Origin of the sequence: Pseudomonas gingeri (assembly GCF_013385635.1) — a bacterium.
In the GTDB taxonomy this organism is placed as follows: domain Bacteria; phylum Pseudomonadota; class Gammaproteobacteria; order Pseudomonadales; family Pseudomonadaceae; genus Aquipseudomonas; species Aquipseudomonas gingeri_A.
On the sequence record NZ_JACAPR010000012.1, the window covers coordinates 440,447 to 466,582 of the forward strand.

Consider the following 26,136-nt stretch of genomic DNA (forward strand, 5'->3'; position numbering starts at 1 on the left):
TCCCTTGGCTACCACGACTGTCCCGAACGCCGGGACATCGCTTATCGACAACCGCTACCAACGCGCTCATGGCGTTTGCGGCCATGCGGACAACACGCTGCAGATCCGGATGAAGGGCACCGGCCGACAGTAGAGATAGCCCTGCATGATCCGGCAACCGTGCTCCAGCAGCAGATCGGCCTGCTCCTGGGTCTCCACGCCTTCGGCGACGAGTTCCAGGCCCAGCGCCTGCCCCAGCTTGATGATCGCCTCGACGATGGCCAGGTCGCTCTTGTCGGCGAGCATGTCGCGCACGAAGCTCTGGTCGATCTTCAGGACATCGATGGGAAAGCGCTTGAGATAGGCCAGGCTCGAATATCCCGTGCCGAAATCGTCGATCGCCACGTGCACACCCAAGGCCTTGAGCGCCACCAGGGTTTCGCGGGCGTTGTCGATATCCCGGGCCAGCACCCCTTCGGTAATCTCCAGTTCCAGCCATTGCGGCGCCAGGCCGGAGTCGAGCAGGATGCCCTTGACCATCCCGAGGAACGACTCTTCGCGAAACTGCACGACGCTGATGTTCACGCTGACGCAGATCGGATAGCCCAGTTCGTGGAGCTTGCAGGTGTCCTTGCAGGCCTGGAGCAGCACGTACTTGCCGATGGGAATGATCAGGCCGGTTTCTTCGGCCAGGGGAATGAAATCCGCCGGCGGCACCAGGTTGCCATTGCCGTCGTGCCAGCGGATCAACGCCTCCATGCCGACGATGCGGTGCTCGCGGGCATCGACCTTGGCCTGGTAGAAGACCTCGAACACCCCCTCTTCAATCGCCGTACGCATATGCCGTTCAAGCAGGTGCCGGGCGCGCATGCCGCTTTCGATGGCGGGTGAAAAGAACTGGTAGCAGTTACGTCCGGCCTGCTTGGCCTGATACATCGCGGCATCGGCGTGACGGTACAGTGACTCGAGGTCGTCGCTGTCCTCCGGGAAGACCCCGATACCGATACTCGCGCTCAGGTCGTAGCGATTGCCCTGCAGCGAGAACGGGCTGGAAATGGTGCTCAGCACCTGCTCGGCAAAATCGCCCACGGCCTCGAAACCGTCCACTTCCGACAGCAGGATGATGAACTCGTCGCCGCCCTGGCGACTCAGTGTGTCCATGCCGCGCAGGATCATCGACAGGCGCGTGGCGACATACTTGAGCATCTGGTCGCCGACCGAATGGCCCATGGAGTCGTTGATGGCCTTGAAGTTGTCCAGATCCAGCAACAGCATTGCCAGCCGCCCGTGATTGCGCCGGGCCATTTTCAAGGCCTGCTCGGCGCGGTCCTGCAACAGCATGCGGTTGGGCAGGCCGGTCAGGGCGTCATGATTGGCCAGGCGCTTGGCTTCGTTGCGCAGGGTGATATGGGCGTTGATATGGGCCCTGGCCACCGGCAGGTTCAGGGGTTTCTGGATAAAGTCGATGCCGCCATGGCCCAGGGCCTGGAGCTCATAGTCGGCCTGGGCATGGGAGGTGACGAAAATCACCGCCGCCTCGGACAGCTTGGGGTCGGCCTTGAGCGCCTTGCAGACCTCGAAGCCGTTCATGCCGGGCATCTCGATATCGAGCAGGACCACATCCGGGCGACACTGGCGGGCCACGCGCAAGGCCTCTTCGCCACTGGTGGCGACATACACCTGCGCCAGGTCCCGAACCGATTCGCTGAGAATGAGCGCATCCGTCTTCTGGTCATCGACGATCAGGACGACCGGAGCGGGGCTGAAGGTGGTCTCGCGCATTCCTTGCTCCCAGGCAATTCCCTTGTGACTCACGATCAAAGAGCGCTGAGAAGCTCCCTAGCCCTCAAGCCGACGCAGAATGTGCAGCGCGCTCAAGGCCCAACAAAGGAACTCAGGCGTGTATTGGTTATAGCGCAGACAAGGCATATAGCCACCCCTGTAGGGCGGGATTCTTTGTTCAGCGCGGCTCGCCCAGCAGCCCCAGTTCCTGTGCTCGTGCCACGGCCTGTGTGCGGCGCTCCACCCCCAGCTTGCTGTTGATATGGCTGGCGTGGGTTTTTACGGTGTGCAGCGAAATAAACAGCTGGTCGCTGATTTCCTGGTTCGAACAACCCTGGGCGATCAGGTGCAGGACAGCCAGCTCACGGGTACTCAGGTGCTCACTGTGATGCAGGCTTTCCACCGGCTCGCGCACCGCTTGTACCGGCAGCAACTGCAACAGGCTCTGGCGCAACGGCGTATCGGGCCCCAGCAGCAGTTGCTCGCGCATCCAGTCCGGATGTGCCGTGGCCATGGCCTGGAACGGCAACAGGGCGCCACCGGTAGTGGCTTCCACGGCTCGGGCAAACAGCGCCCGGGCCTGGACCTCCCTTGATCCGGCCAGTTCCAGCATGACCAACTGGTTCCAGGCCAGCATGCTCAGCAACTGCCCGCCGCTGGCCTGGCCCTGCTCCACCAGCTTCAGCAAGCGTTGCCGGGCCGCCTCGGGCCTGCCCTGGAGGACTTCGAGTTGCGCCTGCTGCAACTCGATATGCGCCGGCAGTTGTGGATGGAACTCCGGGGCGGCGGCCGCTTGCTCGCCGTTGTAGGTCTGCCCCAGGCGTCCGAGCCAGGCTTCGGCCAGATCGACACGGCCCTGTGCCAACCACAGCTCGCATTTCACCAGGGTGATCATCGCCAGGTAATAGATCGGCGGTACATCCCAGATATGCATCAGCCGTTCGGCTTCGGCGAGCTCGGCAAAGGCCTTGGCGAACTCGCCATTGCGGCCTTCCTGGGTGGCAATCACGCAATGCCCCACCAGGACGCTGATATCACGGCAGGCCCGCGCTTCATGCAGTCCGGCCAGCAGGCGCTGGCGCCCCGCTTCCGGCTGCAGGCGCAGGTTCAGCAGATAACCTTCATACAGCGTCAAGCGTGCCCTGGCCGCATACAGGCGTTGCGCGGGCAGGCCCTGCAGGCGCTGCAAGCCCTGGCGTACTTCATCCAGCGCCCGCAAAACCTCGCCGCGCGCCTGCAGCACTCGCGCCCGATCGTAATGGGCCAAGGCTTCAAACAGCGGGTTGCCGACCCGCTGGGCCAGTTCCAGGGACTCACGGTTCAGCGCCCGTGCACGCCACAGGTCACCCTCGGCAATCGCCAGGTTGGACAACGTCGACAGGCATACCAGGCGCTGGCCGTAGCGCTTGTGGGGCAGGCTGAGCAGGGCTTCGCTGCAATAGGTCAGGGTCAGCTCGCGGTCGCCACGCCCCCGGGCAATGATGCCGCTCAATGCCAGCCACTGGGCCAGCATGGATTTCTGCGCCGTCGCCGAGGGCGCCGGCAGGAAATTGCTCAGGTGGCTGGCCAGCTCTTGCGCCGCATCCAACTGGCAGGCCAGGCCCAGCGCCCAGGCATACAGCACGATCAACCGTGGAGAGCTGATCAGCAGGCTGTCGGGCAGGTCCATTTTCCAACGCAGCAACATGCCGACATTCTGTTCGGCCAGCAGTTGCTCTTCGGAAAGGTTCTGCACCAGGTTGGCCGCCACATCCAGATGACCGGCACGCAACGCCTGCTCCACCGCTTCATCCAGCAGGCCCTGGGCGCTGAACCAGCGGCAGGCACGCAAATGCAGGCTGGCGGTCGGCACCAGGGGATTGGCGGCGGGACGGGTGCGCAGCAGATCGGAGAACAGGTGGTGGTAGCGGAACCAGCGGCCGTGCTCATCCAGCGGCACCAGGAAAACCTGATGGGATTGCAGGTAATCGAGGATCTGCGCGCTGTCGTGGGATTCGCGGATGGCGTCGCACAGCTCACTGCAAAACCGCTCCTGGGGGGCGGTGTCATAGAGGAAGGCCTGGACATGCGCCGGCAGGAAGTCGATCACCTCCTCCAGCAAATAATCACGAATCAACCCTTCACCGCCGTGCAAGACCTGGGGCAAGGTGTTGTCGTCAGTGGCCTGCGCCGCCGCCAGCAACCAGAAACGCAACCCGGCGACCCAGCCTTCGCTGCGCTCGATCAGGGTCTGCAGGGCCTCGCCACGCAACGAACTGCTGTGGCGGTCGAACAGGGTCATGGACTCGCAGAGCGTCAGGCGCAGGTCCTGCTCGTTCAATTCAAGTAATTGCCGCGACAGGCGCAAGCGCGCCAAGTGCCATTCCGGGCGCTGGCGACTGGTGACCAGCACCAGCAATCCGGCCGGCAGGTGATTGAGGAAAAACTGCAGGCAACGATCCAGGACCGGGCCCTGGGCCAGATGGTAATCATCGAGCACCAGCAGCAACGGCGTGCTGCCCGACAGGTGCACCGCCAGCTCATCGAGCAGCCCGTCCAGCCACTCTTCGAAGGCAAACGGCTGGTGCCGCTGGCGCATTTTCAACAAGCCCAGCGCCTGACTGCCCAGATTCGGAAAGTACTGCTGAAGACCGTCGAGCAGGCGTTCGAGAAAGCGCCCGGGGTCGCTGTCCCGTGAACTGAGCCCCAGCCACAGGCTCTGCCAGTGATCGGGCAGGCTCTGGCAAAACTCCACCGCCAGCGAGCTCTTGCCGAAACCGGCGGGGGCACTGACCAGCAGCAGGCGACCATCCAGCCCGGCACTCAAGCGTTCGCACAGGCGCGGCCGCAACACATACCCCTCAGGCAATGGCGGTCGGTAGAAGCGTCCTTCGAGTGCAGGTATGACAGGGCCCATGGGCCCTTGCATACGGGACAGATCAGTCATGGCCGGCTCTTGTTGAAGGCTGTTATCGGCGGGGCGCATCAGCGCAGACTAGCGGTAAACATCGCCGCACTGAAGGCTTTTTATCGCAATTGTGTCGAAATGCCTTTATCTGGAAATATCTCGCCACAGTTTCCCGCCGGACAAAAAAACGCCCCGAACCAGTCGGGGCGCCTTCAGGCAGAGGATGCGCCTCTGCTTTACAACCGGGTATCAGCGAACGCCGTCCTGACGCAGGGCAGCCGGGGTGAAGTCGCTGGTGGTGGCGGTGAAGCCGAAGTCATACGCCTGCTTCTCTTCGTTCTTCATGCCCAGCGCCAGGTAGCGGCCGGACTGCAGGTCGTAGAGGGTTTCCAGGGCGTACCACGGCACTTGCTTGTCGTAGTAGTTCTCGGCATGGGCCTCGGCTACGCGCCACAGTTGGCCACGACCGTCGTAGTGGTCGATCACGGCCGCCTGCCAGGTGTCTTCGTCGATGTAGAAGTCACGCTTGGCGTAGATGTGCCGCTGACCTTCCTTCAGGGTCGCAACCACGTGCCAGACACGACGCAACTCGTAGCGAGCCAGGTCCTGGTTGATATGGCCGGCCTTGATGATGTCGGCGTACTTGAGTTTCGGATCGTCGAGCTTGTAGCTGTCGGAGGCGATGTACATCTCTTTCTTGCCTTCGAGCTTCCAGTCGTAGCGATCCGGCGCACCGTTGTACATGTCCAGGTTGTCGGAAGTGCGCAGGCCGTCGGCGGCGGTACCCGGGCCGTCATAGGAGACTTGCGGGGCGCGACGTACACGACGCTGGCCGGCGTTGTAGACCCACGCCGAACGCGGTTCCTTGACCTGGTCGAGGGTTTCATGGACCAGCAGCACACCACCGGCCAGGCGCGCTGGCGCGGTCACTTTCTGCTTGAAGTAGAACAGGATGTTGCCCGGGTTGGCCGGATCGTAGTCCTTCATCTTGTCGCGGAAGACGAACTGGTCCTGGAAGTACACCAGGCTGAACGAGCCGTTGGCTTGCGGCGTGGCCTGGGTCACCAGGCGGGTCACGCTGCCGCCGCGATAGCGGGTGATGTGGTTCCAGATCACTTCCACGCCGCTTTTCGGGATAGGGAACGGCACGGCGGTCTTGAAGTTCTCCAGGCCGTTGCCGCCGCTGACCAGGTTGGTCTTGGTGGCGTTTTCCTTGATGGCGGCGAACACGTCATCCGGTACGGTGGCACCGCGATGGGACGGATAGACCGGCATCTTGAAGGTGTCCGGGTAACGCTTGAACATCGCGTATTGGCCCGGCGCCAACTGGTTCTTGTACTGCTCGACGTTCTGCGCGGTGATGGTGAACAGCGGTTTCTCACTGGCATAGGGGTCGGACAGGAAGCCCTTGCTGTCCACCGTGCCAATGTTCTTCGCCATCGGCGTCCAGGCCGGGATGGTGCCTGCCGCGTTACCGGCCTTTTCCGCGCCCATCGGGGTCAGGGTGGTACCCAGCTTCGCCGCTTCATCGGCGGACACCGCCGCCATCACGCCGGTCGCCAGCAACGACAATCCGAGTACGCCGACCTGCAACAGATTCTTGGTTATCTTCATGTTCTTGTTCTTCCTGAAATTCAGCGTACTTAGAAGTTCACACCGACGCTCAGCGCCACGAAGTCACGGTCATCCACCGTGCTGTAGTCGCCACCGAAGAAGTTGGTGTACGCCAGGCTCGCCGTGTAGGTGTTCTGGTATTCGGCATCGAGGCCCAGGCTGACGGCCTTGCGGCCTTCCTCGAAGTTGCCGCCAGGACCTGGCGAGTAACCGTTGACGTCATGAGACCAGGCCACGTTCGGCTTGAGGTTCACACCGGCGAAGACATCCGGATATTCCCAGATGGCCCGGGCGCGATAGCCCCAGGAGGTGGCGGTGGTGAAGCCGTCGTTATTGCAATTGGCCGTGCGGTTGTCCGCACTCGCGCCGGGACCTGCTCCCTGGATGGTGCCTGCGTTGAGAGTCGCACAAAGCGGACCTGCGCCAGGACCAAATACCGGATCACGTCCGTAACGCGCCTTCGAACTGCTTTCCAGGCCACCGACATGAGTCACGCCCACTTCACCGACCAGCGTAAGGCGACTGGCGCCCATGACTTGATCAAAAAAGTGCGTGAAGGTTGTCTGGAACTGGGTAATTTCCTTGCGACGATAACCATGCAGGTCCTGGTCCGGCACGCCTTTGAGCGGTGAGGCAGCACTCAGGTTCGGTAACGGGGTGACGCCGGCATAGAGAATATCGGTGGTGTTGAGTTGCACAGGCGCATTTGGACGGTAGCTGAGTTCACCACTCCAGGCCGTACCGGTAGGCAAGGTTGTGGAAAAGCTCAACCCGTACAGGCGTATGTCTTCCGGATACTCAATAAAGTATTTGGAGTTACCCGCGATGGCCAGAGGACGCAACGCCGCTGCCGCCCCTGGCAGGAATGTGACGGCACTCGAGTAAACGGAAGCCGGTGCTCCTGTAGCGCTGAAAATTGGCGCCCGGCTGTGGTAATTCATGAAATAGGCACCAAACTCGGTGTCCAGCGGCTCGAAGTTATAGTGAAAAGCAACACCAAACTGGCCGCTGTCTCGTGCATCGCGATCCGCACCGCGCTTGACCAGTACCCCTTCCTCATTGATATCGAGCCCAAATCGGGCCAATCCCGCCAGGGCACCAGGAGTCGCGGCTAGGGTTGAGCGCTTGGACAGCAAGCGCAGATTGTCCGAACAACCGTCGGCAACCACATCCGGCTGCGAGAAGAAGGTGCCGCAGTTATCAACCACGGTCTGATCCCATTCCAACTGATAGAACGCCTCGGCCGACAGATTGTCGGTCAGGGTCTGGGACACATAGAACATGTTGACCGGGATCAGGCCTTCCTTGATCTCGGCACCCGGACGGCGGAAGGCCGACACGTCGATCGGGTTGATGGAGTTGATGCCGCCGCCAATGAAGGTACTTTCACCCCAGCTCACCACCTGCTTGCCGAAGCGTACGGAACCCGGTTGATCGGCGATGGCGTAGTTGTGGTACACGAAGGCGTCGAGAATCTGCCCGCCGGAAGACTTGGCGCCTTCCTTGCGGTTGTCGTTGCTGACGTTCTTGAAATCCAGGTCTTCATCCTGCAGCTTGAAGTCATACCAGTACTTGCCGCGCACGAATACGCCGGTATCGCCGTATTTCAGTTCCAGGTCATGGATGCCCTTGAAGATCTTCGAGAAAGTCTGCCCGGCCTTGAAGTTCAGGTGCCCGTCATCGGAGGTCTGCGACAGCCCCTTGCCGCCGTTGTTGACGCCGATCAGATCCTTGTTCGGATTCTGGGTCGACCAACTGGCGCCCAGGGACAAGGACGAGTCGAAACTCCCCTCGATTTCCCCGATATTGAAACTGACGCCGAATGCAGGGCCGGCGAGCGTAGAGGCGAGGCTGACGGCCAAGGGCAACTTCGCCCGGCGCCAGAACTGGTTTACTGAGATCATCGACGCTACTCCATGTGCTTTATTGTTATGGCAGATCCCTAAAAACGCCCGGGGCATACGGGAGCCATCACTCCCTGAATCACCCAAGGTGGCATCGCTGTATCGCGTGCTTGCTCCGTTCTTAAAAATCCTTGAGCGGACTATAGCCAGCAGGTAGTACTGCTTGATCCCTCTAAAGTGTGATTTGCAGTCACCAACCACTCTGGCACAGCCCTTTCGCCACGCTCGCCGATTCCGGCTCGGCAAGAATGGCTGAAAAAACCGATTTGGCAAGGCAAGCGCTTGCTTGGTGGGCTTGCCACACCCTTTCGGGCGTGGCGAGGGCGACTCAAAGAGTCGAGAGGAAGGTGCTGTTGCTCGCCTGCCATTCGACGATGTCGAGGCGGATGCGCTTCTTGTCGAGCTTGCCGACACTGGTCTTGGGAATTTCAGTAACAAGGGCGATCTGGCTCGGGATGGCCCACTTGCTCAGATGGCCCTGCTCAACGAACGGCTTGAGGTGCTCCTTGAGCTCCCGGGCGCCGATCTCATGGCCCTCGCGCAGCACCAGCAGGGCAAACGGGCGCTCGCCCCATTGCGGGTCGGCGATCCCCACCACTGCTACTTCGCGTACCGCCGGATGCCGGCTGACCAGGTCTTCCAAGGCCAGGGACGATACCCACTCGCCGCCGGTCTTGATCACATCCTTGATCCGGTCGCGGATATCGATCACGCCCATGCTGTCCAGCGTCGCGACATCGCCCGTGTGCTGCCAACCGCCGGCCCAGAGCTCCGCGCCCTTCTGCGGCTCGTTGAAATACCCCTCACTCAGCCACGGCGCACGCAGCACCAGTTCGCCCTGGCTTTCACCGTCGGCCGGCAGGAAGTTGCCCTCGGCGTCCATGATCGCCGCTTCCACCAACGGCCCCGGCACGCCGGCCTTGATCCGGTAGGTGGTGCGTTCGTCCTCGCTGCCCGCCAGCAACTCCTCGTTGAGGTGCGCACAGGACACCAGCGGGCCGGTTTCCGACATGCCGTAGGCCGCGGTCAACTGGATGCCCCGGCTCTTCGCGGCTTCGTACAGCGTGCGGTTCAGCGCGCTGCCACCGATCACCATCTTCCAGCCCTTGAAGTCGGTACCCTGGGCCGCCTTGGCATTGAGCACCATCTGCAGGATGGTCGGTACGCAGTGGGAGAACGTGACCTTTTCCTTGCGCCACAACTCCACCAGAAACTCCGGATCATAACGCCCCGGGTAGACCTGCTTGAGCCCGAGCATGGTCGCCACATATGGCAGGCCCCAGGCGTGCACGTGGAACATCGGCGTGATCGGCATGTACACGTCGTTGGTACCCAGCAGGCGCACGCTGTCGACACTGCCCATGATCGTCGCCACGCCCATGGTGTGCAGCACCAGTTGCCGATGGCTGAAGTACACGCCTTTCGGGTTGCCGGTGGTACCGGTGGTGTAGAACGTGGTGGCGACCGAGTTCTCGTCGAAATCCTGGAAGTCGTAGACCGGGCTCGCCGCCGCCAGCAATTGCTCGTACTCGCCGACCAGGTTCGGCAGGTCGGCGGTGGTGGCGTCGGTATCGGTCAGCAGCAGGGTTTTCTCCACCGTGGTCAGGTTCGCGGCAATCGCCTGGTACAGCCCGACGAACTCGCTGTTGACCAGCACGAAGCGGTCGACCGCGTGGTTCATGGTGTAGAGGATCTGCTCCGGCGACAGCCGCACGTTGATGGTGTGGATCACCGCACCGATCATCGGAATGGCGAACATGCATTCCAGGTAACGGTGACTGTCCCAGTCCATCACCGCCACCGTATCGCCGGCCTTGACACCGGCCGCCGTCAGCACGTTGGCCAGCCGGGCGACACGCTCGCCGAGGGTCGGATAGCTGTAGCGCACCTTGTCGCGGTAGATGATTTCGCGGGTCTTCTCATAGCGGCTGCCGGACATCAGCAACCGCTTGATCAACAGCGGGTATTGATACGCGCCTTCGGCGGGTGGAATTACGCGGGTCTGCAACATGGACGTCCCTTTGTCTGACTGCACGGTCGTGGCTAAAGATAGGCACTCTAGAGCCGTCGCGCACGCGCTAAATCACCCAAAGGAATGATTTGCAGACGGACGTGAATGCTAGCTTTGAGCCAGCATCCACGGCGGAGCTGTCCGGTTTCAGGCGACCTGGCCGGCAGGTACCTGGGCAGGGGTCCTTGGAAACACCAGCGCGGCGATAAAGGTCAAGGCGCCGAACCCTGCCAGAATCAGGTACAACCCGGCAAAACCCTGGCGCGGCTCGACATAGGCGATCAAGGGAATCGCCGTGGCGCTGGCACCGAACGACAGGCAGTAACGCAGGGCAAACACCCGCGATTGCCATTGCGGGGCGACGAAGTTGGCGACCATGGCATCATTCACCGTCACCTGGCCGAACACCACGAACATCAAGGCCGCCCCCAGGACCATCACCGACAGGCCGTCGACATGGGCCAGGCCGAACAGCAGCGGAGCCTGGCACAGGGTCAGCAGCACGAACGGCCACTTCAGGCTGACACGGTCGATCACCCGGCCGATGCTCAACTGCGCGACAGCGCCAAAGGCATAGGCCAGGCTGACGATCAGGCCCAGGGTCTGCGGCGACGCGAACAACTCATGCAGACGTTCCTGGAACAGTTTCGGGTAGGTCATGGTGGTGGCGTTGAAGACCACGCCGCCCGTGGCGGTCACCAGGGCGAGGACGGTGAAGACCATGACCATGGAAATCTGCTGGCCATTGGCGCCCTTGAGTTTCACATGAGGGCGCACGGGAATCGGCTCCTCACGCACCTGCAAGGCAAACAGCACGCCCAGCAGGAGCGAGATCGCCCCCGGCAGGATAAACGCCGCGCGCCAGCCGAAATGTGCCACCAGCAGCCCGGTGACCAAGGCGGAAAACGCCACACCGAGGTTGCCCCACATACCGTTGAGGCCAATTTCCCGACCACGGTTCTCGGCATAACTGACCAGCATCGCCGTGCCCACCGGGTGATAGATCGCGGCAAAGACACCGATCAGGGTCAGGCCCAGGGTCAACATCGGTGCGGTGCTGCTCAACCCGGTAAACACCGAGGCCGCGCCGATACCGAAAAAGAACAGCAGCATCATGCTGCGCCGACTCCAGCGATCACCCAACCAGCCCGCCGGTAGCGAACAGGCGCCGAAGGCAATGAAACCGCCGAGGGACAAGCCGATCATGGCGGCGAAATCCAGGCCGAAGGCCTGGCCCATGCCGAGCACGGCCGCCGGGAAGATCAGCATGAACATGTGATCGATCACATGGGCGGCATTGATGTAGCGGATTACGTTTCTGGGTTGATTCATCACGGCACGCTTCAGAAGGGTTATCGGTGCCTTATGCTAAGTTGGCGGTAAAGTGCATTCCTGCCATATAACTCATCAAACCAGACAGACTGGAAGAACCGGACATGTTGATCAGTCACTTCCTGCACGGCCCCGTCAGCGCGCACCCACGCGACTATGCCGACGGTGCTCACCAGGCGCTGCACCGACACGAGGAAGCACAGTTGCTGTACGCGGTGTGCGGGGTGATGCGCCTGGTCACGAGCCAGGGCGCCTGGGTCATCCCGCCGACCCGGGCGGTGTGGATTCCACCGCTGGTGGAGCATGAGATCTTCATGAGTGGCGAGGTACGCATGCGCTCGCTGTTCATCGCCGCCGAACATTCGCCGGCCAACCTGCAAGGCTGTTGCGTACTCGCGGTCACACCGTTGTTGCGCGAACTGATCGTACGGGCGGTACAGGGCCCGAAACAGGCGAAGAATCCGCTGATCCAGCAATTGATGCTGGAAGAGCTTGCCTCCCTGGAAAACCTGCCGCTGCACATTCCGATGCCGACGGACCGGCGCCTGCAAAGGATCTGCCTGGCGCTGCTGCAAACCCCGGATCACCCCAACACCCTGGAGGATTGGGCATTGCAGGTCGGTGCCAGCACCCGGACCCTGGCCCGGTTGTTCCAGCAGCAAATGCAGATGAACTTCAATGCCTGGCGCCAGCAGCTACGCCTGATGGAAGCCTTGCCACGGCTGCTGGCCGGCGAAAGCGTGCAGCACGTGGCCAAGGTCCTGGGCTATGGCAGTGCCCGGGCGTTCAGTGCGATGTTTCAGCGCCTGCTCGGAGAGAGCCCGCGGGACTATGTCGTCAACCTGACCCAGTTCAGCGGTATCAATGCATCTCGGTAAAGGCCAGCTTCACGCCGATGGCGATCAGCACGGCACCCATGGTCCGATCGAACCAGTGGCCCATGCGGGCGAAACCGGCGCGCACCCGCTGCTGGCTGAACAGCATCGCCACCAGGCAGAACCACAGCGCGGTCGCCGCCGCCAGGTACACGCCGTAGCCGGCCTGGACCATCAGCGGGGTATGCGGGTTGATCACCACGGTGAACAACGACAGGAAAAACAGGGTCGCCTTGGGGTTCAGGCCATTGGTCACGAAGCCCGAGGTAAAGGCCCCGCGCGCCGTGCGCTCGCCCACCTGCAACGCCAGGTCATCCGTTGTCGGCCGGGCCGGCTTGGCGCGGATCGCCTTGAAGCCGATATACAGCAGGTACGCCGCCGCCAGCCACTTCAGGGCATTGAACAGCATGATCGACTGCGACACGATCAGGCCGATGCCCAGCAGCGAATAGCCCACATGCAGGAAGATCGCGGTACCGACCCCCAATGCCGTCCAGGTGCCGGCACGACGACCATGGGTCACGCTCTCGCGCACCACCACGGCAAAGTCCGGGCCGGGACTGGCCACCGCCAGCAGGTGAATCAGCGCAACGGTCAAGAATTCAGTCAGGTACATGGACACGTCCGTGGGCTCCTCGGTAACTAAATATGTCATCTGATAGGCTGGCTACCTTACGCCTTCATTCGACAGCACAAAAGGTACAGTTGATGAGCCACCCTCGCCGCGCGGTATTTCTCGATCACCCTTCCCTGGACCTCGGCGATCTCGACCTCGAACCGCTACGGGCCTGCTTCGACGAACTGCGCCTGTGTGCCCGGACCACACCACAGAACGTGGTGGAGCACCTGGCCGGCGCCACTGTCGCGATCAGCAACAAGATCGCGCTGAACGCCGAGACGCTGGCGGCCTGCCCCGAGCTGAAACTGATCCTGATTTCCGCCACGGGCACCAACAACGTCGATCTGACGGCCGCCCGGGCCCAGGGCATCACCGTGAGCAACTGCCAGGGTTACGGCACCCCCTCGGTAGCCCAGCACACGCTGATGCTGCTGCTGGCCCTGGCGACCCGCCTGAGCGACTACCAGAAAGCCGTCGGCGAAGGTCGCTGGCAGCAGGCCACGCAGTTCTGCCTGCTGGATTTCCCCATCTTCGAACTGGAAGGCAAGACCCTCGGCCTGCTCGGCCACGGCGAATTGGGGGGCGCCGTGGCGCGACTGGCCGAAGCCTTCGGCATGCGCGTGCTGCTGGGGCAGATTCCCGGTCGCCCGGCCCGCGCCGATCGTGTGCCCCTGGCGGAACTGCTGCCACAGGTCGATGCCTTGACCCTGCACTGTCCACTGAACGAACACACCCGCCACTTCATCGGTGCCGCCGAACTGAGCCGGCTCAAGCCCGGGGCATTTGTCGTCAACACCGCGCGCGGCGGGCTGATCGACGAACAGGCCCTGGCCGACGCCCTGCGCAACGGCCATCTCGGCGGCGCCGCGACCGACGTGCTGAGTGTCGAGCCGCCGAGTGCCGGCAACCCCCTGCTGGCCGGCGACATCCCGCGCCTGATCGTCACACCGCACAACGCCTGGGGCAGTCGCGAAGCCCGCCAACGCATCGTCGGCCAGCTCGCGGAAAATGCCCGGGGTTTCTTCAGCGGTGCAGCGCTGCGGGTCGTCAGTTGATAAACTGCCGCACTTTTTTTCAGGGAGCAGACCATGGATCCGCGCAGTGAAGTACTGCTTCGTCAGGCTGAATACTTTCAAGGCAAGCTGCTGCTGGTGGGCTTGCCCGCCGACGATCTGCTCGGTCGCCTGCCCAATGCCCACGGCTGGTGCTGGCACGCCGGCGACCAGGCGGCGCTGGACGCCCGTTTCGCCGGGCGCAGCCACTTCGGCGTGAACCTGCCGGAGCCCGCATTCGACGCCGCCGTGGTGTTCCTGCCCAAGTCCAAGGACCTGACCGACTACCTGCTCAATGCCGTCGCCTCGCGGCTGCCCGGCGGCGATGTGTTCCTGGTCGGCGAGAAACGCAGCGGCATCGAAGGCGCGGCCAAGCAACTGACGCCCTTCGGCAAGCCGCGCAAGCTCGACAGCGCCCGGCATTGCCAACTGTGGCAGGTCAGCGTGGCCGAGGCACCGACGGCCAAGCCGCTGGAAAGCCTGGCCCGGCATTATGAACTGGCGCTGACGGAAGGCCCGTTGAAGGTGGTCAGCCTGCCAGGCGTCTTCAGCCATGGCCGGCTGGATCGGGGCAGCGCCCTGCTCCTCGAACACCTGGACAAACTGCCGAGCGGCCAGTTGCTGGACTTCGGTTGCGGCGCCGGTGTGCTCGGCGCGGCGGTGAAACGTCGCTACCCGCACAACAACGTGATCATGCTCGACGTCGATGCCTTCGCCACCGCCAGCAGTCGCCTGACCCTGGCTGCCAATGGCCTGGAAGCCGAAGTGCTGACAGGCGATGGAATCGATGCCGCGCCCATGGGCTTGAGTGCGATCCTGAGCAATCCGCCGTTCCATGTCGGGGTCCATACCGACTACCTGGCAACGGAAACCCTGCTGCGAAAAGCAGCCAAACATCTGAAAAATGGTGGTGAACTTCGGCTTGTTGCCAATAGCTTCCTGCGCTACCAGCCACTGATCGAAGAACATCTGGGCACCTGTGTGACCAAGGCCGAGGGACAGGGTTTTCGGATCTACAGCGCCAAACGCGGCTGAAAAATAAACGCTTGCGCAATGGATTCCGCCTAGGCAGAATCCGCTCCGTCCTAGGGGAGTAGTCTCCCACGAGCGCCACGCTCGTCCGGCATGCGTCAACATACTTGGTCCTCAGACCATGGCGCATGCGACCCACGGTTCGCACAGACGAGCCCAGGGTTTGACAAGACCTATGACACGAACACCTTACCCGGGGCGGGAAGGTTGTACGTGTCATAGCCGTGTCGACCCGCCCCTTAGGAAAACCTGATGCTGGATTCTCTCCTCGTTCCCACCGCAATCGTTGCCCTGGCCGAAATCGGCGACAAGACGCAACTGCTCGCGCTCATCCTGGCAGCCCGTTTTCGCAAGCCCTGGCCGATCATTGCCGGCATCGTCGCCGCCACGCTCGCCAACCACGCGGCGGCGGGGGCCGTCGGCGCCTGGTTCGGCAGTTTCTTCTCGGATGCGGTGCTGCACTGGATCCTCGCCGCCAGCTTCACCGCCACCGCGCTGTGGACCCTGGTGCCGGACAAGATGGACGATGACGAAGCCAGTACCTCACGCAAGTTCGGTCCGTTCCTGACCACGCTGATCGCGTTTTTCCTCGCGGAAATCGGCGACAAGACCCAGATCGCCACGGTGATGCTGGCCGCGCAATATCCGGAACTGTGGCTGGTGATTATCGGTACGACCCTGGGCATGCTGATCGCCAACGTCCCGGTGGTGCTGGCCGGCAACTTCGCCGCGGAGAAACTGCCGCTGACCCTGATCCGCCGCCTGGCCGCCTCGGCGTTCTTCATCCTGGCGATCGTCGCGGTGTACAAGGCGATGCAAAGCAGCGGCTGGATCTAGCGACCCGCGCGTGTAGGAGCCGGCTTGCCGGCGATCAGGCCCCGGAACCTTGCGGCGCCCCTAAGGGCGCCATCGCCAGCAAGCCGGCTCCTACCGGGTATTTGGCGTTTGACTGACCAAAGTCAGGACTTGCGGGCCTGCTGATACAACGGCATCACCTTTGGAATGGCCGCTTCCAGCGAAGCGATCCGGCTGGTGGACGCCGGGTGAGTACTCATGAACTCCGGTGGAGAACCTTCCGCCGCCTTGCTCATCTTGTTCCACAGGCTGATGGCCGCGTTCGGGTTGTAACCGGCCCGGGCCGCCAGCTCCAGACCGATCAGGTCCGCTTCGTTTTCATTGGCCCGACTATTGGGCAAGGTCATGCCGTAGTTCGCCACGGTATCGGCCAGCGCCAGGCTGTCCTGGCCAAGACCGAACAAGGCGCCGGCGCCCTGCTTCGCCATCTCGATCCCATAGGCCTTGGACATCGCTTCACGACCGTGCTCACGCAAGGCATGGGCGATTTCATGACCCATCACGGCGGCGATCTCATCGTCGCTCAGCTTGAGCTTATCGATCAGCCCACTATAAAAGATGATCTTGCCGCCGGGGCCACAGTTGGCATTGAGTTCGTCACTCTTGATCAGATTGACTTCCCATTGCCATTGCGCGGAATCCGGGCGGAATGTCGGCGCCTGGGCAATCAGTCGATTGGCGATCGCCTGGACCCGCCTGGCATTGGCGCTGGTGTTGTCCAGCACGCCCTGGCCCTTCGCTTCGCCCAGCGTCTTCTGGTACGACTGGGCGTACATCTGGTCGACTTCCTGGCTCGACAGCATGCTGAACATATATTGCTTGCGCTCAACCCCGACGGCGCCGCCGCTGGTGGTATTGACCGCCTGGCACCCGGCAAGCAGCAGGCCCGCCGTCAATGCACACAAAACCAATCGTCTAGCCATGAACACTCTCCCTGAAAACTGCCGGCTATCCTAGGCGGTGATTTGTATCGGCGCCAGATACAAACATCCTGTAGTCCCGGATTTCAGACGAACCTCAAGTATCTGTAGGAAAAAATTCACGGTTCACGCCATCCCGTAGCCCGCCGAGCCTCACGACATATCCATTTGCGACATGGGCACACCCAAAACAGCCATTTCCCGAAGGCCTCCTAATGCCCGTCGAACGCCTGGCCGATACAGCCTGGCAGACGTCATTCCTTGCGTCCGGAGCCCTCATGAAATTCAAGTCGATTCAGTTTTCCGTCGCCGCGCTGGCCGGCGCCATTGTCCTCAGCGTGGTCGGTGCCCTGGTGGTCTATGCCTTGTTAGCCGGGGCCAAGACCCAGGACATGGTGCAGCAGCGCACCCAGGAACAGTTCGAGCAGGTAATCGAACAGCGCCTGAACGCCCTCGCCAGGACCCAGGTCAGCCAGATCCAGCGTGAGCTCGAAGCACCGCTGCTGATCGCCGGCGGCCTGGTGCGCGTCAACGCGCTGATCGGCACCAACGACGCCGACGGCAAGCCGGTACTGAGCGTCAGCCGCGAGCAACTGATCAACCTGATCAAGGAAAACGTCCAGCAGAATCCGAAAGTGCTCGGCGCCTATATCGGCTGGGAAAAGAACGCCCTGGATCACAACGACGCGGCCTATCTCGACAACACCAAGGCCGGTGCCGCCAAGGATGGCCGCTTCCTGCCCTGGTGGTTCCGCAACGACGACGGCAGCCTCGGCTTCTCGACCCTGGTGGATGTCGATGACCAGAAGACCCTCTCCACCGGCGTGCGCGCCAGCGAGTACTACCTGTGCTCGAAGGAAACCCACAAGACTTGTGTGATCGACCCGGCTCCGTACAAGGTCGGCGACAAGATGGTGATGCTCGCCTCCTTTATCGAGCCGATCATGCTCAACGGCGCGTTCCAGGGCATCGTCGGTGCCGACCTGTCGGTGAACTTCATCCAGGACATGCTGGTGGCGGCCAACCAGAAACTCTACGGCGGCGCCGGCAACATGGCACTGGTGGGCACCAACGGGCGCCTGGTGGCCTACACCAAGGACCCGAGCAAGTTCGGCGAGAAAGTCAGTGACATCCTCGACGCCGACAAAGTCGCGACCATGGGCAAGCTCAATCGTGGCGAAGTCACCTATAACGTCGACAAGAGCAAGGGCCTGATCGAGCTTTACCTGCCCTTCGGCATCGGCCAGAGCGATGCCCGCTGGACCCTGATGATGCAGTTGCCGCTGAACGCGGTGATGGCTGACCTGCAGAAACTCCAGGGCGACCTGAACGACCAGCGCAAGGCCGATGTGTTCGGCATGGCGGTGGTCGGCCTGATCATCGCCGGTCTCGGCCTGCTGGTGATCTGGCTGGTCGGCCACGGGATCGCCCGGCCGCTGAAGCAGATGGTCGCGATGCTCGACGATATCGCCCAGGGCGAAGGCGACCTGACCCGCCGCCTGACCAGCGATCGCGCCGATGAACTCGGCTCCATCGCCAAGGGCTTCAACACCTTCCTGATCAAGCTGCAGGCGATGATCACCCAGGTAGTGACATCGGTACAGAGTGTCAGCGATTCCTCCGAACACACCGCCGATATCGCCATCCGCACCAACCAGGGCGTGCACAAGCAGATGGCCGAGATCGACCAGGTCGCCACCGCCGTGCACGAGATGACCGCCACCGCCCAGGATGTGGCCCGCAATGCGACCCAGGCCGCGCAAGCCGCCAGCCATGCGGACATGGCCGCCAGCGATGGCATGCGCATCGTGCGTGATACCTCCAACTCCATCGGCGCCCTTGCCGTGGAGATCGGTCGCGCGGTGGGCGTGGTGCAGACCCTGGCCAAGGACAGCGAGAACATCAACGCGATCCTCATCGCCATCCGCGGGATTGCCGAGCAGACCAACCTGCTGGCGCTCAACGCGGCGATCGAAGCGGCGCGGGCCGGGGAACAGGGCCGCGGTTTTGCCGTGGTCGCCGACGAAGTGCGCAACCTCGCCCAGAAGACCCAGCAGGCGACGGAAGAAATCCAGTCGATGATCCAGCAGTTGCAGCAAGGCACCCGCGAAGTGGTCAAGGTCATGGAGGACAGCCAGAACAAGACCGATGAAAGCGTGCAACACGCGGCCAAGGCCGCCCAGGCGCTGGAAACCATTACCCAGGCGGTGTCGGTGATCAATGACATGAACACCCAGATCGCCAGCGCCGCCGAGGAACAGAGCGCGGTGGCCGACGACATCAACCGCAACGTGATCAATATCGGCCAGGTGGCCAATGAAGTGGCGGGCGGTGCCGACGAGTCCAGCGCGGCCAGTGCGCAACTGACCAAGCTGGCGGAACAGCAGCGACGCCTGATCAATCAGTTCAAGGTGTAGACCGCGCCAAGGATTGGCACACGATCACTGTAGGAGCCGGCTTGCCGGCGATGGTGTCCGAATAGTCTACGCAAGACTCAAGGGCCTCATCGCTGGCAAGCCAGCTACAGGTCAAATGTCGCCCTCGGGAATGATTACGCCGGTCATGCTCAACCCGGTGTCAGGCACTCCGGCGCATTGAGCTTCGGATCATTCACCAGGTTGGCCAGCAGGCGCTCGCGCAACGGTGCCTGGGGACTGGCCAGCAAGGCCTGCAGATCGTGCAACGGCGTGTCTGGTGACAGCCACGCTGCCTGCCCCTCGGCATCGAGAATCAGCGGTCGCCGCTGGCTCGCCGCCGGCTGCGTCACTACCGCGGTACTCAGCCAGACCTGCTCCTGCACCGGATAGGCTTCCCAGATCGCCGCGAAAAACAGGCTCGCCCCCTCCGCCGGCGTCAGCCAGTACGGGCGCTTGCGCTGTGTCCCGCGCCACTCGTAGAAACCATTGGCCGGTAACAGGCAGCGCCGCTCACGAAAGGCCTGGCGAAACATCGGTTGCTCGGCCACGGTTTCGGCCCGGGCATGGGCCGGCGTGCGCGACAGGTCGGTCAGCCACGGCGGCGTCAGCCCCCAGCGCGCGCGCGCCAGCTCACGCTGGCCCGCCGCAGCCCGCAGGATCAGTACCGAATCGTTGGGCGAAATATTCCACTGCGCCTGCTGGTCGGCGGGAAAGCCGGGCAAGGCCGCAAAGGTCGGGTTCCAGCGAAACAGGGCAAAACGTCCACACATGGGGCAAAAACGCTCTTTTTGGGAATTTGGGCACAAGGCCCCCGCGGGAACGCCGGTCAATGCTCGATGGCCTGCAAGGGTGATGCAAGACTCATCGACGCCATCGCTGGCAAGCCAGCTCCTACAACAGGGCGCGCAAACTAGCAGAGCAGCACGTCGGGAAAACTCTCCGGTTCATCGCCGGGCAGCGGCAGCGCGGCATTGTACGCGGCGATCAGCTCGCGTGCGTACTGCGCCTGGTCATTCTCCACCGCCAGGCCCAGCAAACCGAATACCGGCAACTCCCCGGCTCCGCCCAGCAGGTCGCGGCCCACCAGATGCGCCTGCACCCCTTCGCTGGCGAGCATGCCTTGCAGCAGCTCGCCCTCCATCAGGTTTTCCGGCTCGTAGATACGTTGCATGCGGGCGCCCTCATCACTCGTTCTCACTGTGAACGTCGAGCATCCATTCATGACCATCGGTCTGCAGGTTGAAAACAATCGGCCGGCAACACACCGGGCAATCCTCGATATAGGTCTGGTCGCCGCCGGACAAATCCAGCACGGCTTCGACCTCTTCACCACAATAGGGACAGGAGTAGTGCTCAGTTTCCAGCATCGCGGCCTCCGGAGTGACTTGTGCGTATAATCGCCGGTCTGTTTGCAGGGCTGATTTTTTGTCCGGGCTTTATTTTTCAGATCGGGCTTTGTTATTTATCACTCAACCCTCTATTTACCCTAGCCGTTTCTAACAAGAGAGCATGATGGGCGAATTCGATGCCATCCGACCTTACGACGACTCCGAGGTGCCAGCCGTGCTGGCCCGGTTGCTCGGCGACAAGGCGTTTCTAGATATCCTCACGCATTTCCGCTTCCCGCGCCTGGCCGAGGCCTTCGGCTGGCTGCTCAGACCGTTGATCGCCTACCGGCTGCGTCGTGAATTCGCCGACGTGAAATGCGTGGCGTCCCTGCAGGACAAGATCGAGGTCTACGTCGACAACACCATCGAACGGGCCACCGACGGGGTGACCTACACCGGGGTCGAGCAGTTCAAGTCCGGGAGCGCCTACCTGTTCCTGGCCAACCACCGCGACATCGTGATGGACCCGGCCTTCGTCAACTATGCCGTGTACCACGCCGGCCTGCCGACGCCGCGCATCGCCATCGGCGACAACCTGCTGCAGAAGCCGTTTGTCAGCGACCTGATGCGCCTGAACAAGAGTTTTATCGTGCACCGCTCGATCACCGGGCGGCGCGAGAAGATGGCGGCCTATCAACTGCTGTCGGCCTATATCAACCATTCGATCCGCAACGACTGCCAGTCGATCTGGATCGCCCAGGCCGAAGGTCGCGCCAAGGACGGTGACGACCGCACCGAGTCGGCGATCCTGAAAATGTTCCACATGAGTCGCAAGGACGAGCCGTTCGCCGAGGTCATCCGTTCGCTGAACCTGACACCGGTCTCGATCAGCTACGAATACGACCCCTGTGACCAGGCCAAGGCCCGTGAGCTGTACATCCGCGCCACCACCGGCACCTACAGCAAGGCGCCAGGCGAGGATGACGTGAGCATCGCCAAGGGCATCACCGGCTACAAGGGCCGGGTGCATGTGAACTTTGCCGCACCGCTGACCGGGGCGTTCGAGGACACCAAGGTGCTGGCCCAGGAAATGGACCGGCAGATTCTCGGTGGCTATCGGTTGTTCCCGGTGCACTACCTGGCGTATGCCCGATGGAGCGATGCCGACCCGCAGTTGCAGGTCCCCGCGGCCAGCGAGCTGTTTCCCGCAGAGGAACTGGCCAAGGCCCAGGCGGAATGGCAAAGCCGCCTGGATGCCTGCCCGGCGGAACATCGTCCGTATCTGGTGCAACAGTACGCGACGCCGGTACGCAATCAGTATCGGGTAAAGGCCGGACTGGCACTCTGACCGGCAGCCAGGCCGTCAGAGCCGGGTACTGAGCCAGGACAGCAGCAGCGCCACGCCAAGGCAGGCAAAGCCGAACCGATAGAAAAACCGGTTCGCCCGCAACACCCGGGCATCGAGCAGCAGCATGGGCTGCTCGATCGACCGTCCCTCGCTCTGCATCTCCAGGTTTTCCAGTGCCCGCTGCTCACGGCGGCGGGTAGTCTGCAACAACCAGGCTCCCGGGCAGGCCAGCAACAATGCAAACAAATTGAGCCATTTGCCCGGATGGCCTTCGAAAGCGCTCCAGATCAAGTGCAGCGACATCATGAACCCTCGGATAAACAGCGTCTTTCGGACAGCGACGCCAGCAGCGAATAGCCGCTCGCAACACATGAACGGATCAAACCACTCACGCATTACCGCTTTTGTGTCCGACCCCATACAATTTACGGGTAAATTGGCACTGTCACCTGAACGTCACCTTAACAAGCCAGTCTGTCGCCCCTCGATACCGCCACGGAGCTTGTCATGCTGCACGCAGAGAACCAGGATCGCCTTTACCTCATCGCCCCCAGCGACGAGCAGGAAGCCCTGGTGGACGCCATGTCGTTCAACGTCCAGGACCGTCACTGGCTGGTCTATTGCGCCCTCGGCGGCCATCAGCACGCCGACCTGCCCGAAGCCGACCTGACGACCGGCGTGAGCCTGCTGGACTTCTATGTGGAAGCCGCGTGATTTCAGGCAGGCGTAAAAAACCCGGCCACGAAGGCCGGGTTTTTCGTTTCGGGCACTCGCGCCGGGAATTACTGGCCCAGCAGGCGGCCGATGCTCGGGTCCTTGAAGACCCGGGTCAGTGCATCGCTGAGCACGTCGCTGATCAGCTTGGTGTTGGTTTCTTCATTCGGAGCCATGCCGAAACGCTGGTTCAGCGACGCACCGTACTGGCCGCTGTAGCGCTGGTTGGCATTGGTCACGTCGGAACGGAAGTTGGCGCCGATGGTCGCCTCGGTCACGTACGTGGAGTCCTTGGGCGATTGATAGGTCAGGTCCGACAGGGTCACGGTCAGGGTCGGAGCATTCACCGCATTAGGTGTCGGGGTATAGCCCAGCAGGCGCACGGCGGCTTCGGCCTGGGCCTGGAGCTTGGGCACGACATCGGCGCCCTGCACGGTAATGGCGCTGGTTTCAGGGTACAGGCCACCACGGGTCCCCAGTACCGGCGAACGACGGCCATCGACGACCCTTACCACGACCTGCTGACCATGGCCCACCGGTGCGAGCTGGGTGGTGAGCTTGGGTTGCGGGCTAAGCTGCTGGGGGCTGTTGGCACAGCCGACCAAGGTCAGACTGGTCACAGTGATCAAACCGAACAACAGGCGTTGCAACATGCTCATCTCTCCAAGGACTAGGCACAATCAGGTCAGCAGTATAGCCGTGCACGGGCGCAGCTAACCAGACATCAGCCTCGGCGTCAGGCCGTGAACATTCTGTTCAGGGAGCATTCATGTAACATTTTATTCACTTGCATTACATTACCGTGTAACGACCACGTACCAGCATTGTGACACTCCTGAAACAAAAGGCCCTGTGATGGAATTTCTCTGGTATCTGTTCTTCCCGCGCAAGCCCCACCGCAATTTCGTGTTGCTCGGTGCCGACGGTCGTTGCCAGGCTTTCAAGCAGTGCGAGCTGCCGCCAATGGGCGACGGCTGGGTGGAAATCGAGGAAATCCGCCTGGTCTGGCTGCATCAGCCACTGCCCGCCAGTGCGCGTGTCAGCCCGAGTGTCCAGCACTCGCGCCGGCCACAGCCGTTGACCATCTGACCGAACGGCTAATAAAAGTCATTTAACAGGACCATTTCTCCGCGATTCTTAGTTACAATCTCCCCCCGATTATAAGGACGTCTCCTGATCGGGCCTCGCAGCATCGTTAATGCCTACGCATTAGCTCCTCCGCACCGCCCCACAGAGAGCCGCCCACACAGATCGAGTGAAGTCGGCCGGCTTGCTGTCACACCTGCAAACCACCGTTTTTACCGAATCTGCCAGAGCTGCCCTTGCGCTCGTTCACTGAGCTGTTTGCCCGTACGCCAGCCTCGTTTCCCGGCCGGCATTTGCTTCGCGGGTCCGGTGACAGGCTGCAGCAGCCCTTTTTTGAGGTTCACGTCTTCAAAAGAGCGTGAAAAAACGGGTATTCACTACTTCACGAGAGTGTGGCGAGCAAATGAAAAGTTTTGCGTCTGGAAATGCACCATCAGCGTCCTCAACGACTCAATCACACAGGACCCGATATTCCCGGACAGGTGCCTGAAGCCTGTCCGCTCACGGATTTGGTTGCACGATCGGATGCTCTCGACCATAAGTCGAATTGCCGGAGGTCGCCTGAAATGCGTTCATACGCACCTCAAGCCCACCGACAGCGTCCGCTGAAGTTGCAAAAAATTGCGAAGAATCGGACATGGCGAACCTGGCCATGAGTGACATCGGGCAGTTTGAGCCCGGTCAATTCCTGGCGGCCATGCCGTCAATGTGGTGCTGCAGATTTTGGAGACGCGTTAATGGCGCATAACGAAGCAGTCGATGTGGTCCTGGTTGGGGCCGGCATCATGAGTGCCACCCTTGCGGTGCTGCTCAAAGAGCTCGACCCCGGTATCAAGCTGGAAGTCGTTGAGCTGATGGATTCGGGTGCCGCGGAGAGTTCCAACCCGTGGAACAACGCCGGGACCGGCCACGCCGGGCTGTGCGAGTTGAACTACACGCCTCAGGCCGCCGACGGTTCCGTCGACATCAAGAAAGCCGTGCACATCAACACCCAGTTCGAGGTGTCGAAGCAGTTCTGGGCCTACCTGGCGCAGAAAGGCACCTTCGGCTCGTGCAAGACGTTCATCAGCCCGGTGCCGCACCTGAGTTTCGTCCAGGGCGACAAGGGTATTGCCTTCCTGAAGAAGCGCTTCGAAGTGCTGCACCAGCACCATGCCTTCGCCGAGATGGAATACACCGAAGACCGCGCGAAGATGGCCGAATGGATGCCGCTGATGATGCCGGGCCGTCCGGCCGACGAGCCGATCGCCGCGACCCGCGTGATGAAAGGCACCGACGTCAACTTCGGCGCGCTGACCAACCAGTTGCTCAAGCACCTGACCAGCGCCCCGGATGCCCAGGTCAAGTACTGCAAGCGCGTGACCGGCCTCAAGCGCAACGGCGCCGGCTGGACCGTGAGCATCAAGGACGTGAACAGCGGCAACAGCCGTGAAGTCGACGCGAAGTTCGTCTTCCTCGGCGCCGGCGGCGCGGCCCTGCCCTTGCTGCAGGCTTCTGGCATCGAGGAAAGCAAAGGCTTCGGCGGTTTCCCGGTCAGCGGCCAGTGGTTGCGTTGCGACAATCCGGAAGTGGTCAAGCACCACCAGGCCAAGGTCTACAGCCAGGCCGCCGTGGGCTCGCCACCGATGTCCGTGCCACACCTGGACACCCGGGTGGTGGATGGCAAGAAGTCCCTGCTGTTCGGACCGTACGCCGGCTTCACCACCAAGTTCCTCAAACACGGTTCGCTGATGGACCTGCCGCTGTCGGTACGCGCCGGCAACATCGGCCCGATGCTGGCCGTGGCCCGCGACAACATGGACCTGACCAAGTACCTGATCAGCGAAGTGATGCAGTCGATGGAGCAGCGCCTGGAATCCCTGCGTCGCTTCTACCCGCAAGCCAAGGCCGAGGACTGGCGCCTGGAAGTGGCCGGCCAACGAGTGCAGATCATCAAGAAAGATCCGAAGAAAGGCGGTGTATTGCAGTTCGGTACCGAACTGGTCGCTGCCAGGGACGGCTCGCTGGCCGCCCTGCTCGGCGCATCGCCAGGTGCTTCGGTGACCGTGTCGATCATGCTGGAACTGATCGAACGCTGCTTCCCGGAAAAAGCCAAGGGTGAATGGGCCGCCAAGCTCCAGGAAATCTTCCCGGCACGGGAAAAGGTCCTCGAAACCGACGCGGCGCTGTATCGCCAGATCAACGCCCAGAACAACATCAGCCTTGAGCTGGTGGAGCCAAGCAGCGAGACCGAAAGCTACGCCTGAGGTCCTCGCCCATGAAAAACGCCCCCTTCTGCTGAAGAACGGGGCGTTTTTTATGGGATCAATACTGCAAACCCTGTAGGAGCTGGCTTGCCAGCGATGAGGCCCTCAGGCCTCGCAGCGTCTATCCGGACGCCA

22 protein-coding genes, 1 pseudogene and 1 riboswitch are annotated in these 26,136 nt (G+C 62.1%); of the genes and pseudogenes, 10 read left to right on the forward strand and 13 right to left on the reverse strand.

The window, feature by feature from the left end; genetic code table 11:
* Window positions 1–66: 66 nt before the first annotated feature.
* The 6 genes from HX851_RS40745 to HX851_RS40770 all read right to left on the reverse strand — a co-directional run bounded on the left by HX851_RS40745 (window position 67) and on the right by HX851_RS40770 (window position 11,509).
* Complete coding sequence (locus tag HX851_RS40745) at window positions 67–1,761, reverse strand: two-component system response regulator (RefSeq protein WP_177061458.1); 1,695 nt, start codon at window positions 1,759–1,761, stop codon at window positions 67–69.
* A gap of 178 nt (window positions 1,762–1,939) precedes the next feature.
* On the reverse strand, window positions 1,940–4,687 hold the full coding sequence (locus HX851_RS40750) for a winged helix-turn-helix domain-containing protein (protein ID WP_177061456.1): 2,748 nt from the start codon (window positions 4,685–4,687) through the stop codon (window positions 1,940–1,942).
* Between the two features lie 210 nt (window positions 4,688–4,897).
* Window positions 4,898–6,262, reverse strand: a complete 1,365-nt coding sequence (locus HX851_RS40755; protein ID WP_177061455.1) for a DUF1329 domain-containing protein — start codon at window positions 6,260–6,262, stop codon at window positions 4,898–4,900.
* A gap of 29 nt (window positions 6,263–6,291) precedes the next feature.
* Entirely contained in the window at window positions 6,292–8,166 is a 1,875-nt protein-coding gene (locus HX851_RS40760; protein WP_177061453.1) for a DUF1302 domain-containing protein, read from the reverse strand.
* Window positions 8,167–8,494: 328 nt separating this feature from the next.
* Window positions 8,495–10,177: a fatty acid--CoA ligase gene (locus tag HX851_RS40765; RefSeq protein WP_177061451.1), complete on the reverse strand. Its 1,683-nt coding sequence runs from the start codon at window positions 10,175–10,177 to the stop codon at window positions 8,495–8,497.
* Window positions 10,178–10,324: 147 nt separating this feature from the next.
* The gene (locus HX851_RS40770) at window positions 10,325–11,509 is read right to left on the reverse strand and encodes an MFS transporter (protein WP_177061449.1); all 1,185 of its coding nucleotides are present in this window, start codon (window positions 11,507–11,509) and stop codon (window positions 10,325–10,327) included.
* A 104-nt stretch (window positions 11,510–11,613) separates the two neighbouring features.
* On the opposite strand from HX851_RS40770, the gene HX851_RS40775 reads away from it, so the two are divergent.
* Window positions 11,614–12,387 carry an AraC family transcriptional regulator gene (locus HX851_RS40775; protein WP_177065112.1) on the forward strand — a complete coding sequence of 258 codons (774 nt, stop codon included), beginning with the start codon at window positions 11,614–11,616 and terminating at the stop codon, window positions 12,385–12,387.
* Here HX851_RS40775 and HX851_RS40780 read toward each other — a convergent pair.
* Window positions 12,371–13,000 (reverse strand): LysE family translocator, encoded by a 630-nt coding sequence (locus tag HX851_RS40780; RefSeq protein ID WP_177065110.1) that lies wholly within the window; start codon window positions 12,998–13,000, stop codon window positions 12,371–12,373. The genes HX851_RS40775 and HX851_RS40780 overlap by 17 nt on opposite strands.
* Window positions 13,001–13,092: 92 nt before the next feature.
* Between HX851_RS40780 and HX851_RS40785 the strand changes: the two genes are divergently transcribed.
* From HX851_RS40785 to HX851_RS40795, 3 genes are all read left to right on the forward strand, one after another.
* A complete protein-coding gene (locus HX851_RS40785) occupies window positions 13,093–14,058 on the forward strand; it encodes a 2-hydroxyacid dehydrogenase (RefSeq protein WP_177061443.1) in 966 nt (321 codons plus the stop codon).
* A 33-nt stretch (window positions 14,059–14,091) separates the two neighbouring features.
* Window positions 14,092–15,090 (forward strand): methyltransferase, encoded by a 999-nt coding sequence (locus HX851_RS40790; RefSeq protein ID WP_177061441.1) that lies wholly within the window; start codon window positions 14,092–14,094, stop codon window positions 15,088–15,090.
* 40 nt (window positions 15,091–15,130) lie between these two features.
* Window positions 15,131–15,252, forward strand: a riboswitch (yybP-ykoY riboswitch).
* 87 nt (window positions 15,253–15,339) lie between these two features.
* The gene (locus HX851_RS40795; protein WP_177061439.1) at window positions 15,340–15,924 is read left to right on the forward strand and encodes a TMEM165/GDT1 family protein; all 585 of its coding nucleotides are present in this window, start codon (window positions 15,340–15,342) and stop codon (window positions 15,922–15,924) included.
* Between the two features lie 122 nt (window positions 15,925–16,046).
* Here HX851_RS40795 and HX851_RS40800 read toward each other — a convergent pair whose 3' ends face one another.
* Window positions 16,047–16,865, reverse strand: a complete 819-nt coding sequence (locus HX851_RS40800) for a M48 family metallopeptidase (RefSeq protein WP_177061438.1) — start codon at window positions 16,863–16,865, stop codon at window positions 16,047–16,049.
* A gap of 1,355 nt (window positions 16,866–18,220) precedes the next feature.
* Between HX851_RS40800 and HX851_RS45490 the strand changes: the two are divergent.
* Together HX851_RS45490 and HX851_RS45495 are read left to right on the forward strand one after the other, a co-directional pair.
* Window positions 18,221–18,421, forward strand: a pseudogene (locus tag HX851_RS45490) (HAMP domain-containing protein); the annotation flags it as partial.
* 114 nt (window positions 18,422–18,535) lie between these two features.
* Window positions 18,536–19,279: a methyl-accepting chemotaxis protein gene (locus HX851_RS45495; protein ID WP_438362404.1), complete on the forward strand. Its 744-nt coding sequence runs from the start codon at window positions 18,536–18,538 to the stop codon at window positions 19,277–19,279.
* 149 nt (window positions 19,280–19,428) lie between these two features.
* Here the strand turns inward: HX851_RS45495 and HX851_RS40810 are convergent, their stop codons facing one another.
* The 3 genes from HX851_RS40810 to HX851_RS40820 form a co-directional block, all read right to left on the reverse strand.
* On the reverse strand, window positions 19,429–20,049 hold the full coding sequence (locus HX851_RS40810) for an SOS response-associated peptidase (protein ID WP_177065107.1): 621 nt from the start codon (window positions 20,047–20,049) through the stop codon (window positions 19,429–19,431).
* 140 nt (window positions 20,050–20,189) lie between these two features.
* Window positions 20,190–20,450 (reverse strand): putative signal transducing protein, encoded by a 261-nt coding sequence (locus tag HX851_RS40815; protein WP_177061435.1) that lies wholly within the window; start codon window positions 20,448–20,450, stop codon window positions 20,190–20,192.
* A gap of 13 nt (window positions 20,451–20,463) precedes the next feature.
* Window positions 20,464–20,646, reverse strand: coding sequence for a CPXCG motif-containing cysteine-rich protein (locus tag HX851_RS40820; RefSeq protein WP_177061434.1), 183 nt, complete (start codon window positions 20,644–20,646; stop codon window positions 20,464–20,466).
* Window positions 20,647–20,791: 145 nt separating this feature from the next.
* On the opposite strand from HX851_RS40820, the gene HX851_RS40825 reads away from it, so the two are divergent.
* Window positions 20,792–21,955 carry a 1-acyl-sn-glycerol-3-phosphate acyltransferase gene (locus tag HX851_RS40825; protein ID WP_177061433.1) on the forward strand — a complete coding sequence of 388 codons (1,164 nt, stop codon included), beginning with the start codon at window positions 20,792–20,794 and terminating at the stop codon, window positions 21,953–21,955.
* 15 nt (window positions 21,956–21,970) lie between these two features.
* Here the strand turns inward: HX851_RS40825 and HX851_RS40830 are convergent, their stop codons facing one another.
* The gene (locus HX851_RS40830; protein ID WP_177065325.1) at window positions 21,971–22,258 is read right to left on the reverse strand and encodes a hypothetical protein; all 288 of its coding nucleotides are present in this window, start codon (window positions 22,256–22,258) and stop codon (window positions 21,971–21,973) included.
* 204 nt (window positions 22,259–22,462) lie between these two features.
* Between HX851_RS40830 and HX851_RS40835 the strand changes: the two genes are divergently transcribed.
* Complete coding sequence (locus HX851_RS40835; RefSeq protein WP_177061432.1) at window positions 22,463–22,669, forward strand: hypothetical protein; 207 nt, start codon at window positions 22,463–22,465, stop codon at window positions 22,667–22,669.
* A 68-nt stretch (window positions 22,670–22,737) separates the two neighbouring features.
* On the opposite strand, the gene HX851_RS40840 is transcribed toward HX851_RS40835, so the two are convergent.
* Window positions 22,738–23,322, reverse strand: a complete 585-nt coding sequence (locus tag HX851_RS40840; RefSeq protein ID WP_177061431.1) for a YajG family lipoprotein — start codon at window positions 23,320–23,322, stop codon at window positions 22,738–22,740.
* Between the two features lie 202 nt (window positions 23,323–23,524).
* Here HX851_RS40840 and HX851_RS40845 point away from each other — a divergent pair, with 202 nt between their 5' ends.
* Both HX851_RS40845 and mqo read left to right on the forward strand, forming a co-directional pair.
* Entirely contained in the window at window positions 23,525–23,758 is a 234-nt protein-coding gene (locus HX851_RS40845) for a hypothetical protein (protein WP_177061430.1), read from the forward strand.
* Between the two features lie 734 nt (window positions 23,759–24,492).
* A complete protein-coding gene (gene mqo / locus HX851_RS40850; RefSeq protein ID WP_177065105.1) occupies window positions 24,493–26,001 on the forward strand; it encodes a malate dehydrogenase (quinone) in 1,509 nt (502 codons plus the stop codon).
* Window positions 26,002–26,136: the final 135 nt, after the last annotated feature.

Excerpts from the sequence above, each read along its gene's own strand:
- HX851_RS40775 (WP_177065112.1), top strand. The coding sequence starts at position 11,614 with ATGTTGATCAGTCACTTCCTGCACGGCCCCGTCAGCGCGCACCCACGC.
- HX851_RS40810 (WP_177065107.1), bottom strand. The coding sequence starts at position 20,049 with ATGTGTGGACGTTTTGCCCTGTTTCGCTGGAACCCGACCTTTGCGGCC.
- HX851_RS40800 (WP_177061438.1), bottom strand. The coding sequence starts at position 16,865 with ATGGCTAGACGATTGGTTTTGTGTGCATTGACGGCGGGCCTGCTGCTT.
- HX851_RS40790 (WP_177061441.1), top strand. The coding sequence starts at position 14,092 with ATGGATCCGCGCAGTGAAGTACTGCTTCGTCAGGCTGAATACTTTCAA.
- HX851_RS40845 (WP_177061430.1), top strand. The coding sequence starts at position 23,525 with ATGGAATTTCTCTGGTATCTGTTCTTCCCGCGCAAGCCCCACCGCAAT.
- HX851_RS40825 (WP_177061433.1), top strand. The coding sequence starts at position 20,792 with ATGGGCGAATTCGATGCCATCCGACCTTACGACGACTCCGAGGTGCCA.
- HX851_RS40780 (WP_177065110.1), bottom strand. The coding sequence starts at position 13,000 with ATGTACCTGACTGAATTCTTGACCGTTGCGCTGATTCACCTGCTGGCG.
- HX851_RS40785 (WP_177061443.1), top strand. The coding sequence starts at position 13,093 with ATGAGCCACCCTCGCCGCGCGGTATTTCTCGATCACCCTTCCCTGGAC.
- HX851_RS40760 (WP_177061453.1), bottom strand. The coding sequence starts at position 8,166 with ATGATCTCAGTAAACCAGTTCTGGCGCCGGGCGAAGTTGCCCTTGGCC.
- HX851_RS45495 (WP_438362404.1), top strand. The coding sequence starts at position 18,536 with ATGGCCGAGATCGACCAGGTCGCCACCGCCGTGCACGAGATGACCGCC.
- HX851_RS40745 (WP_177061458.1), bottom strand. The coding sequence starts at position 1,761 with ATGCGCGAGACCACCTTCAGCCCCGCTCCGGTCGTCCTGATCGTCGAT.
- HX851_RS40830 (WP_177065325.1), bottom strand. The coding sequence starts at position 22,258 with ATGTCGCTGCACTTGATCTGGAGCGCTTTCGAAGGCCATCCGGGCAAA.
- HX851_RS40835 (WP_177061432.1), top strand. The coding sequence starts at position 22,463 with ATGCTGCACGCAGAGAACCAGGATCGCCTTTACCTCATCGCCCCCAGC.
- HX851_RS40770 (WP_177061449.1), bottom strand. The coding sequence starts at position 11,509 with ATGAATCAACCCAGAAACGTAATCCGCTACATCAATGCCGCCCATGTG.
- HX851_RS40795 (WP_177061439.1), top strand. The coding sequence starts at position 15,340 with ATGCTGGATTCTCTCCTCGTTCCCACCGCAATCGTTGCCCTGGCCGAA.
- mqo (WP_177065105.1), top strand. The coding sequence starts at position 24,493 with ATGGCGCATAACGAAGCAGTCGATGTGGTCCTGGTTGGGGCCGGCATC.
- HX851_RS40815 (WP_177061435.1), bottom strand. The coding sequence starts at position 20,450 with ATGCAACGTATCTACGAGCCGGAAAACCTGATGGAGGGCGAGCTGCTG.
- HX851_RS40750 (WP_177061456.1), bottom strand. The coding sequence starts at position 4,687 with ATGACTGATCTGTCCCGTATGCAAGGGCCCATGGGCCCTGTCATACCT.
- HX851_RS40820 (WP_177061434.1), bottom strand. The coding sequence starts at position 20,646 with ATGCTGGAAACTGAGCACTACTCCTGTCCCTATTGTGGTGAAGAGGTC.
- HX851_RS40755 (WP_177061455.1), bottom strand. The coding sequence starts at position 6,262 with ATGAAGATAACCAAGAATCTGTTGCAGGTCGGCGTACTCGGATTGTCG.
- HX851_RS40765 (WP_177061451.1), bottom strand. The coding sequence starts at position 10,177 with ATGTTGCAGACCCGCGTAATTCCACCCGCCGAAGGCGCGTATCAATAC.
- HX851_RS40840 (WP_177061431.1), bottom strand. The coding sequence starts at position 23,322 with ATGTTGCAACGCCTGTTGTTCGGTTTGATCACTGTGACCAGTCTGACC.